Annotated in this window: 10 protein-coding genes; 1 reads left to right on the forward strand and 9 read right to left on the reverse strand. The window is 38.6% G+C overall.

Features of this window, described 5'->3' with window-relative positions:
- From JR005_RS14960 to ybaK, 8 genes are all read right to left on the reverse strand, one after another.
- Positions 1–139: adenosylcobinamide-GDP ribazoletransferase (locus JR005_RS14960; protein WP_228731805.1), on the reverse strand; the 139-nt coding region annotated here is incomplete at its 3' end.
- Positions 140–142: 3 nt separating this feature from the next.
- Positions 143–748: a histidine phosphatase family protein gene (locus JR005_RS11950; protein ID WP_218665139.1), complete on the reverse strand. Its 606-nt coding sequence runs from the start codon at positions 746–748 to the stop codon at positions 143–145.
- A 6-nt stretch (positions 749–754) separates the two neighbouring features.
- Positions 755–1,807, reverse strand: coding sequence for a nicotinate-nucleotide--dimethylbenzimidazole phosphoribosyltransferase (cobT, locus tag JR005_RS11955; RefSeq protein WP_218665140.1), 1,053 nt, complete (start codon positions 1,805–1,807; stop codon positions 755–757).
- Positions 1,804–2,337: a bifunctional adenosylcobinamide kinase/adenosylcobinamide-phosphate guanylyltransferase gene (cobU, locus tag JR005_RS11960; RefSeq protein WP_049174117.1), complete on the reverse strand. Its 534-nt coding sequence runs from the start codon at positions 2,335–2,337 to the stop codon at positions 1,804–1,806. Before cobU ends, cobT begins: the two co-directional genes overlap by 4 nt.
- A 3-nt stretch (positions 2,338–2,340) precedes the next feature.
- On the reverse strand, positions 2,341–2,970 hold the full coding sequence (locus JR005_RS11965; RefSeq protein ID WP_218665141.1) for a 2'-5' RNA ligase family protein: 630 nt from the start codon (positions 2,968–2,970) through the stop codon (positions 2,341–2,343).
- A gap of 86 nt (positions 2,971–3,056) precedes the next feature.
- Positions 3,057–5,198 (reverse strand): bifunctional mannitol-1-phosphate dehydrogenase/phosphatase, encoded by a 2,142-nt coding sequence (mtlD, locus tag JR005_RS11970; RefSeq protein WP_218665142.1) that lies wholly within the window; start codon positions 5,196–5,198, stop codon positions 3,057–3,059.
- Between the two features lie 247 nt (positions 5,199–5,445).
- Positions 5,446–7,041, reverse strand: a complete 1,596-nt coding sequence (locus JR005_RS11975) for a histidine-type phosphatase (protein WP_416378499.1) — start codon at positions 7,039–7,041, stop codon at positions 5,446–5,448.
- Between the two features lie 120 nt (positions 7,042–7,161).
- Positions 7,162–7,629: a Cys-tRNA(Pro) deacylase gene (gene ybaK / locus JR005_RS11980; RefSeq protein WP_218665144.1), complete on the reverse strand. Its 468-nt coding sequence runs from the start codon at positions 7,627–7,629 to the stop codon at positions 7,162–7,164.
- Between the two features lie 223 nt (positions 7,630–7,852).
- Between ybaK and JR005_RS11985 the strand changes: the two genes are divergently transcribed.
- Positions 7,853–8,404, forward strand: a complete 552-nt coding sequence (locus JR005_RS11985) for a lytic transglycosylase domain-containing protein (protein ID WP_373866130.1) — start codon at positions 7,853–7,855, stop codon at positions 8,402–8,404.
- A 165-nt stretch (positions 8,405–8,569) separates the two neighbouring features.
- Here the strand turns inward: JR005_RS11985 and cysK are convergent, their stop codons facing one another.
- On the reverse strand, positions 8,570–9,568 hold the full coding sequence (gene cysK, locus JR005_RS11990; protein WP_218665145.1) for a cysteine synthase A: 999 nt from the start codon (positions 9,566–9,568) through the stop codon (positions 8,570–8,572).
- Positions 9,569–9,664: the final 96 nt, after the last annotated feature.

Consider the following 9,664-nt stretch of genomic DNA (forward strand, 5'->3'; position numbering starts at 1 on the left):
CATATAAAATCAGACCGATCAATAAACCAATCAACGGATAATATAAAACAGATCGCGCATTTTCAGTCTGATTGGGTATCCGTGATAATTGAACAGGAATTACGGTCAAAAACTGTAGTGCAATCCAGAATGGCAACATACGTTATTCCTCGGATATCTGTAACTGTTGCTGATCATCCAGAGTGATTTTAAAGCGATACAGTTGACCTAAACTTGCCTGCATTTTCAGCAGATCGTCCAATGACTGGTATTGCGCCAAACAACGCAACAACTTGATTACACCACCATGCGTGACCAATAAGGCATGCTCATGTTGCTGTATTTGCATCTTTTCAATGACTAAGAATAACCCTTGTTGAATGCGTGATTGAAAATCTAATAAACTCTCGCCATTCGGAGCCGTATATTGGGTAGGTTGCTGCCAAAAATTTGTAAGTAGTTCAGGTGACTGTTGATAGATCTGCGCTGTACTGATCCCTTCCCAATCTCCAAAATACATTTCCTTAAAATTTGCATCCATATCACAATTCAGATTCGTTTGTGATGCAAACCTTTGTGCAAATGCAGCGCAACGTTGTAAGGGCGAAGTAAAAATCACTTGCCATGCAGAGGGCTGCATTTGCTCAATCGTGGTCTGCATTTGCTGCCAGCCTGTTGGTGTCAATGCATCGTCCAGATGACCACGTAAAGTATGGCTCAATGTCGTTTCACCATGACGTAACACATCAATGATCCACACTTTTTGCATATTGTTTTATACCTGATCGCCTGAAACTGAAGCTTCGGCAAAAGTTGCCATTTGGTTGTGTAAGGCACAGGCCAATTGAATGACACCCAACGCTGCCCCTGCACCACTACCTTCACCTAAACGTAAATTTAAGTTTAATATCGGCTGTGCATTGAGTTCAGCTAAAACACGACGATGTCCATATTCAGCAGATTGATGTCCAAACAACATCCAGTTTCGCGCATCGGGATTCAAACGCACAGCGCATAGTGCTGCAACCGAACTGATAAAACCATCAATCACCATCGGCATACCAAGCTGTGCGCAGCGAATATAAGCTCCCGTCATAGCAGCAATTTCTAACCCACCGACTGCGGTCATTATTTTAAAAGCATCCTCTTTTACATGAGGTTGATGCAATGCGATAGCGCGATCGATCACTTGTTTTTTGTATTTTAACTTTTGCGCATCTATTCCTGTACCAATGCCTGTCAATTGCTCTGCATCTTCATTGAGTAATAAACATGCCAAAGCTGAAGCTGAACAGGTATTGCCAATACCCATTTCACCTGCAACGAAAATGTCGGCCTGCGCACTCATGGCTTTCTCGACACTGTCACGTCCTAATTTCATCGCCTGATGACATTGAGCTTCAGTCATTGCAGCTTCAATTGCAAAATTTGCGGTTCCAGCACGAATGCAATGCGTTTCTACACCTTCATAACAATAAGACTCACCCACCGTACCACAATCAATCACTTGTAAATTGGCAGCATATTGTCGTGCGATTACACTGATACACGCACCACCTGTCGCAAAATTTTGTAGCATTTGTCGCGTCACCGCCTGCGGATAAGCCGAAATATTTTCTTGCATCACCCCATGATCGCCTGCAAAAATAGTAATCCACGGTTGATTCACATGCGGATGAGTTGTGCCTTGTAATGCAGCCAGTTGTATGGCAATCAACTCTAAATCACCCAATGAACCTGTTGGCTTAGTCAATTGTTGCTGGCGTTGCGTAGCAGATTGTTTGGCTTGCTCATCGATGGCTTGAACTGGTTCTACCCACCAACTCATGATTTTTCTCCTTTCAGTAACATTGGGAATCCTGCGACACAAAATTCGACCTTATCTGCGATTTTTCCTAGACGCTGATGTAACCGTCCAGATTCATCAACAAAACGACGTGTCATTTCCCCCATTGGCACAACACCCAAACCTGTTTCATTACTCACCAAAATAATATCTGATTGAAGTCGTGGTAAGAGCTCAAGCAACTCCTCGCATGCTTGAATTTGCTGGCTATACTGTGGATTGCAATCATCTAACAATAGAAGATTGGACAGCCATAAAGTCAAACAATCAATCAAAATGATCTGTTGTGGTTGATCAATCATCTTAAGTTGTTGAGCCAGTGCAATGGGTTCTTCAATGAGTCGCCATTCACTCGGTCGTTGCTCACGATGATGGTCTATACGCTGTTGCATTTCATCATCCAGTGGCCGCGCAGTTGCAATATAAGTCACAGGATGAGACAGCGCTTTGGCAATAACCTCTGCATGTCGACTTTTACCTGAACGCGCACCACCTAAAATGAGATGTATCATAGATCAATCCAGTTGTAAGCAATAAAGAGAATGTAGAGGGCCTTGTAATTGTTGAGCATCATAATAGCCAAAATGAAGCTGATCGATGGTTATTTTTAAATTAATCTCATGGCATTGCCGTATATGGTCAAGAATCATATGACTGGAATGAGCATCACGATACAACCCAAGCGTAATATGCGGATGATATTGCAAAGCTGCAATTTCCTGATGATCATCAAGTTGAAGGTTTCGTCGCAGATCAATGAGATGATTTTTTTCATCTCGAATATCAGCAAATAAAGCACTGCTAAAACTATTTAATTTACTGATATTCAGTTGAAATGCAGTTTGTTTTAAAAGTTGTCGGCGTTGCTGCTCAAACCAATCTATACAAAAATCATCATTATAAACAGGCTCTTGCTCCGTCAAAAAACCACAAATATACAGCGTTATATGATATTGGCGTTGCGAATTGGGCAATAGCAGATCTGAAAAAGAAGCTTGTAATTGATCGAGTTTTGCAATCAATTCTGGATATTGATCACGCTCAACTAAAATATACCAAAGTGCATAGATGCTACGTCCATGATGCCATTCGGAATAATCACGATGCAAAGTTGGAATGACACAACCATTTGGCTTTAAATACAAGAAAAAACACCAAAAATCAGAATGCTTTATTAAAGCATGATTTTTGGTGGGATCACTAAAATGATGAGATCAGTTTTGCGCGTGAGTTAAGCATATGAAGACTTTATCTCTTCAGGTAAAGCAAAACTTTTGAATTGTTTTAAATACGAAGGATATTCTATAAGTTGATCAAGATGCTGCTGTATGCTCTGCTCAATCTTTTTCTTTAGAGCATGATCTAAATCAAGTTGGACAATATTTGACTGCAAATGCTCGGTGATATTTTCAAGACTCATGTCTAACGTCTCGATCGCATAAAAATAGCCCAAACTTGCCCCCCATAACAAACTCTCGATGGGTTGATCAAATTTAAGATTGTTGGCAATAGAGCCCATAACCCGTTCATTATGATTCAGCTTGCGCAAAGGATCACGTGCCACGCGCTGACACGGATCTTTGTAAGCATATTGACACGACAATACAAAGCTCTTGGCTAGTCGATCCAAATCTTTCGCTCGTTTTGGCAAACAGACGCAAAGTCCTTGCTTGATCTCGTGAACTAAATGCTCAACCAATGACTGTACCCGCGCATCTCCCATTGCTACCCCAATAGTTTCATGTCCCAATAGCGAGGCATACCACGCCAACATGGCATGTACGCCATTCCATAGTCGATTTTTAATAAGTTGAATATCGGCAATATTATCCACCGCAATCATTTGTCGCATTTTAGCCAACAATGGGCTGTTATTTTCGACATAGATCGGCATATCCGTTTCACTATTAAATAAAATCAGGTCCATTGTCTGCAAAATATGACTCGGCTGAAAATTACGTCGCATATCATCAATATATAAAGAGGCTTGATGTTCCTGCTCAGATGAAAGCTTACTGGTATCTTCAATTTCGACATTTTCATCTTCAACATCAGACTGATATTGCTTGAAAAAATTATATTTAATTTTGAGCTGCCGATATAGATTTTGTTCAGACAACTTAGAGACCATACGGTTGACAACCGTATCACAGAAATAATGTTGGCCCATAATTTGATCGGCAATTTCCACGTTGGATAATTCGATCAATTGTTCCCGAATATGAGCTAATACTAAGGTTTTAGCTCCTACTTTATTTAAAATAATCAAAAAAGTGAGTGGACGTGTATTTTGCATCGCTTGTGAAGCAAAACGTGCATAGAGTCCTTTCGCAATAATTTTTGCCTCACTGGCAATCGCATGTTCAGGCAGGCACAGCGCGATCAAAGATGATTCCAAATACATATCCAGCATATGCTGTTGATGGTCTGTATCAATCACTGACATATATTCAATTCGTTCATCATAGGAAACTTGGCCATAACGAATACAATAGGTGCCAAAGGCATTGACTGCTTCACGATATAAACTGTTACGTGTTGAGGCAATAATGCGCTGCGGACGCGTATATCCATCCCAATGCGATAAAATCTGTGCAATGTATCCGCCACCAATTGCACCAAAACCGTGAATTCCAACCGTTAGCTGATTCACGGTCTGTGGAAATGCTTCCTGTAAAATCGGCATCTCCATCGCAGGGACAAATTGATCTAAATCCTCTAAACACTCGTACATAGTCTCAAAATAAAAATCGGCTTTAGACAGCATATTGTCATTTGGCGCTTTGATATCTTTGAGCAAAATAGTCATGCCACCTGCTGCATGTGCAGATGTGATTCCATTTTCAGAATCTTCGAACATCAGGCACTGTGAAGTGTCCAGATTTAATTTTTCTGCGGCTTTCTCAAAAATTTCAGGATGTGGTTTGCCCTGTTCAACTTCATCTCCACAGACCAGCACATCAAAGAATTTATATACATTGGCATTAATCAAATATTCTTCTGCTATTGCGCGGCGACTAGATGTCGCAACAGCCATACGTAATCCAGATTTTCTTAAACGTTCTAAGACCTGAACCAAACCTTTTTTAATAGGAACGCCTTCTTTACGTACCATTTCCAGTTCAAGTTGATCGGCACGCTGGCGAATTTCTTGGTATGGAATATCTAAACCGTATTGTTGTTGAGCCAGTTGTTCTGCTGTTTTGGCACTCAAGCCCAAACATTGCATTAAATATTCATCGGAAAATGCTTGTCCAATCAGCTCTTGAGATGCCTGTTTCAATGTTTGAAACCGTAATCGTTCAGTATCAAACATTGTTCCATCCATATCAAAAAGTGCAGCTTGAACAGCAGAACCATGAAAAATCAGCATCCATTTACCTCTATTTATTTATAATTCACATATTTAGGGTATACAAAAACTGTGCAGAATAACGGCTTATTTAATAAATGAAACATTTTTGAATGTTTTTTAATCAAACATTTCATAATTGTGCAACTAAAGCTTATTTTATTCGTTAAATTATTGATTTTTATTTTGAATTATGAAATTAATAAAATTAAAGATACCATTCACTTTGTAATGATATCCCGAATAAAATTTCAGTGATCAGATACTGTTAGTTAATACTGTAGCACTGCTTAAGTTTTTGGTAATCATAATAAAAACTTGTTGAATTATAACGAGCATAATCACAACTTGACTTAAATAAAGTTTCTTTCTCGTTATACAACATTTTGACCAAAGTAGAACCTTGTGCATTTTGATAAATATCCCATTGCATATTGGCTGCCATAGGTGAAACATCCTCACCACGCCAAGTGCTTGAACTATAACTATAGGTCTGATTTAGGGCTAAAGGTGTCATCATTGCTTTTAATTCAAATGCCGTTGCAAGGGGTATAATAATTTCGGCATGGGCAAAACGTAACATAGCTTTATGTTGCTGTTGTTTATTGATAACCTGATCTACCTGAGCAAAGAAATCCTGTTTAAGTCCCTGTGCAATATTGCTGGTCACTTGATTGGACTCAGTAAAGCTTGGACCTTTTTGGTAGAAATCCTGTGCATCATTATATTCTGCATAAAATTTGGCAGCATCTATTGGCATATATTTTGTAAAATCTGTATTACCTAATTCTTTTTTCATCCCGGGTGCAATTGAATACAGCTCATAGAGATACGCTGCTGCATCCACGGTACTGGCTATGGTGTTTTTGCCTTTTCCTTTTTCAGTAAATTGGGTACCATCTAAAGCTGTTGCAGTAAATGATCCAGTATTACTAAAAGTATAGCCTTGGCTACCTAATTTCTGAATAAACTCATTTTTAAACAATGGCGTCAGTACTTTCAATGCAATTTGCTGAGCGTTGTTATTATTCAATAATTCTTGTAATTTCTGTTTTAAATTTACATCATTTTCTTCAAAATCCTGATATTTCAAACTGGCATCATAGATACTTTGTCTAAGGGGTGAATTCATTTGGCTCAAATCTGTCGCTTTATTTAGACTATGGAAATAAAGTAAAAAGCGATCAACCCCTTGATCGTCAATCGACGGATTACTGTTACTATCTAAACTCGTATAACTTACTGGACGAATTTTTTCTTTAAGATCTGGGCGTTTCGTGATCAATTCACTGGTAAAGAATTTGGCGCTATCCACTGCACGATCTACACCAGAACTTTGTACAGCAATATCCATTTGCCCTAACACTGAGGTATTAAATAATGATGGTAATCGCTGTAACAAACGATCTGCAATTCCACGATGTTCCTCAATACCTAATTGGCTTTCATTGCCATAGCCAGACTGACGAATTCCAGTCACGCCATACCCCAACAAGATATTGGCTTTCATCATTGCTTCAATATCAGCACCAAGCTGTTCACCGAGTGGTGTTAATGCATGATCAGCTTTGGCTTGTTTCCATAGGTTATAAAGCGCCAAATCGTACTTGATGCTAGATAGACCACGCGAACCATGACGGGCAACCAGCTCGGTGAAAACAGGCTGAAATCCTGTTGGCGCACTCTGATAGCTATTTAAATCTTGCTGTGGTCTATAAGGTGTTTTAGTTTGAACATAGGCTGAAGTTTCTACTGTTGCAGAATGCTCAGACGTGCTGACGTTATCATCATGATCATTACAGGCACTTAAAACGAGTATTCCGCTCGCTGCCATGAAAAACTTCAATATGTTCTTAGTCTTCATTGAATTCAGTCATTAAAAATTTTGACTTAAAATATCTGGCTTCAATGACGATTGGATGACAACCACCCTAAAATTTAAACTAAACAATATTAATGGCTTATCTTGATCTTTCTTCAAAAATTATTGATCGAGAATATCAACAAATTGAGCATCTAATATTTTTGCAATCGCTTGTGGCGCTACTCCAATATCTAAACCACGTTTTCCACCACTGACATATATTTTTGTTTTCATTTCAGCAGAAGCATCAATCACAGTTTTAAGACGCTTTTTCTGACCAAGTGGACTAATTCCTCCCACTATATAGCCAGTCAGTCGTTCTGCATTTTTCGGATCTGCCATATGTAACTTTTTACATCCCAATGCTGCCGCAACTTTTTTTAAATTTAATTGATGATGAACAGGCAATATTGCGACAAAGTGATTTTTATCATCGGTGACCAGCAAGGTTTTAAAAACTTCTTCCACATCCAAATTTAATTTCTCTGCTGCTTCCAAACCAAAACTTTTAGCATTGGGATCATGTTCGTATTCATGCGTACTATATTCAATTTTATTGGTTTTAAGTAATTTACAGGCAAGGGTCATAATCTTTATATAAGCATGTCATCAAAGTTTGAATTTTATAATAGTTTTTTCAGGAAAAAAATCAAATTTACTTAGGCTATTTAGATATTGATCACCTTGCAAATTGTCACATCACTTTTGTTGACGCTATGGCAATGACAAATTAAGATTTTTCAACTTGAATATTTATTGATGGTACTTCGTTTTGCAATTGCTTGATACTTTTATAAATGCTAATCGCCTGATTTTCGATAACTACAAAATTACATTCTCTAAATTATTCCTTGTAAGTAGTTTAGGTCTTTTTTTTACGGGTTGTACGACACTTGGTCCCAATAGTGGTTCTTTAGAAAAACGTTCAAATAAGCTCTCAAGTGGATTACAAAAAGCTTATGCTGTTTCACCATCTACGGCAAATCGGTTATCTCCAATGATTATCCAAAGTGCTGATCGCTATGAAGTTCCACCCTTACTGATTGCTGCCACTATTCGTCAGGAATCAAACTACAATTCTTATGCACGTTCATCTGGCGGAGCTGTAGGTTTAGCTCAAATTATTCCAAGTTACTGGAGACAAGCCTGTCCTGGTAATCTGGCCGATGAATATAATAATATTCAATGCAGTGCCTATATTTTAGGACATTATAATGAAATGGCTGGAAGTTGGTTCAAAGCTAGTGCTTATTATAATGTTGGCCCAACGGGATATAAGTCTAGCTTTTGGACACGTCACAAAGCCAAAAAATATGCACGTTCAGTGAAACGTTTTGAAAAATCCCTAAAGAAAGAACTCTAATAAAAAGTTCTAATAAACTTGAGATTAACTAATCGTCGAAATTTCATTTTATTTAAAAAAAGGAACCTAGAATGTAATATATTCTAAGTTCCTATTTGGTGACTTCATTTAACTGAGGCTATAAAAAACACTAGCTCGCCTAAGATCGAATTTGCCGAAAATAATTTATTCTTCAAATAAACCATCAAATAACACAGAAGACAAATAGCGCTCACCACTATCAGGCAAAATTACCACAATGGTTTTACCGTTATTTTCAGGACGCTGTGCAATTTTTGCAGCAGCAGCAAGAGCTGCGCCACTTGAAATACCCACCAGAATTCCTTCTTTAGTGGCACAGTTACGTGCCCATTCAATTGCCTCTTCACTGGTAATCGGCATCACTTCATCGACAATATTTAAATCCAGATTTTTAGGAATAAAATTAGCGCCAATGCCCTGAATTTTATGTGGTGCTGGTGTAATGCTCTCACCACGCTTAGTCTGACTAATAATCGGAGACTCCGCAGGTTCAACTGCAACTGAATAAATTGGTTTCTTTTTAATATTTTCAAAGAAATGTGAAATACCAGAAATTGTCCCACCTGTCCCCACGCCTGCCACTAAAATATCAACATTTCCATCCGTCGCTTCCCAAATCTCTGGCCCTGTGGTTTGTTCATGAATTTTAGGGTTGGCTGGGTTTTCAAATTGTTGAGGCAAGAAATAGACATCAGGTTGCTCAGTCGCTAAACGTACTGCTTCATCAACAGCACCTTTCATCCCTTTTGCTGGCTCAGTAAGCACTAAATCTGCACCAAAAGCTTTCAGCACTTTACGACGCTCAAGACTCATACTTGCAGGCATAGTCAATGTAATTGGATAGCCTTTTGCGGCTGCTACAAACGCCAATGCAATACCTGTATTTCCACTGGTCGGCTCAACAATATGCATCCCAGCTTTCAACACACCACGTTTTTCAGCATCTGCAATTAAAGCAGCACCAATACGGCATTTTACTGAAAATGCAGGGTTACGGCTTTCAACTTTTGCCAATACTGTGGCGCCTGACTGAATAATACGATTAATGCGAACTAATGGGGTGTTACCAATCGCCTCTGCATTATCAGAATAAACTGCTATTCCTAAATTGGCAGGCGCTTTAAATTGTTGATCGGTAGACATGTTATTTCCTTATTAGATTTGGAATGATTCTGAATTATTATAGGCTTGTCAGCTAAGGAGAAAAGCAAAAACGTTAAGATTTATAGAAAATTATTG

Origin of the sequence: Acinetobacter sp. Colony158, assembly GCF_019264745.1 — a bacterium.
Classification (GTDB): Bacteria; Pseudomonadota; Gammaproteobacteria; order Pseudomonadales; family Moraxellaceae; genus Acinetobacter; species Acinetobacter ursingii.

What these genes read in the sequence shown, in the direction of transcription:
- JR005_RS11950 (WP_218665139.1), bottom strand. Translation starts at nt 748, where the DNA reads ATGCAAAAAGTGTGGATCATTGATGTGTTACGTCATGGTGAAACGACA.
- cobT (WP_218665140.1), bottom strand. Translation starts at nt 1,807, where the DNA reads ATGAGTTGGTGGGTAGAACCAGTTCAAGCCATCGATGAGCAAGCCAAA.
- cobU (WP_049174117.1), bottom strand. Translation starts at nt 2,337, where the DNA reads ATGATACATCTCATTTTAGGTGGTGCGCGTTCAGGTAAAAGTCGACAT.
- mtlD (WP_218665142.1), bottom strand. Translation starts at nt 5,198, where the DNA reads ATGCTGATTTTTCATGGTTCTGCTGTTCAAGCTGCACTTTTTGATATG.
- JR005_RS11975 (WP_416378499.1), bottom strand. Translation starts at nt 7,041, where the DNA reads ATGAAGACTAAGAACATATTGAAGTTTTTCATGGCAGCGAGCGGAATA.
- ybaK (WP_218665144.1), bottom strand. Translation starts at nt 7,629, where the DNA reads ATGACCCTTGCCTGTAAATTACTTAAAACCAATAAAATTGAATATAGT.
- cysK (WP_218665145.1), bottom strand. Translation starts at nt 9,568, where the DNA reads ATGTCTACCGATCAACAATTTAAAGCGCCTGCCAATTTAGGAATAGCA.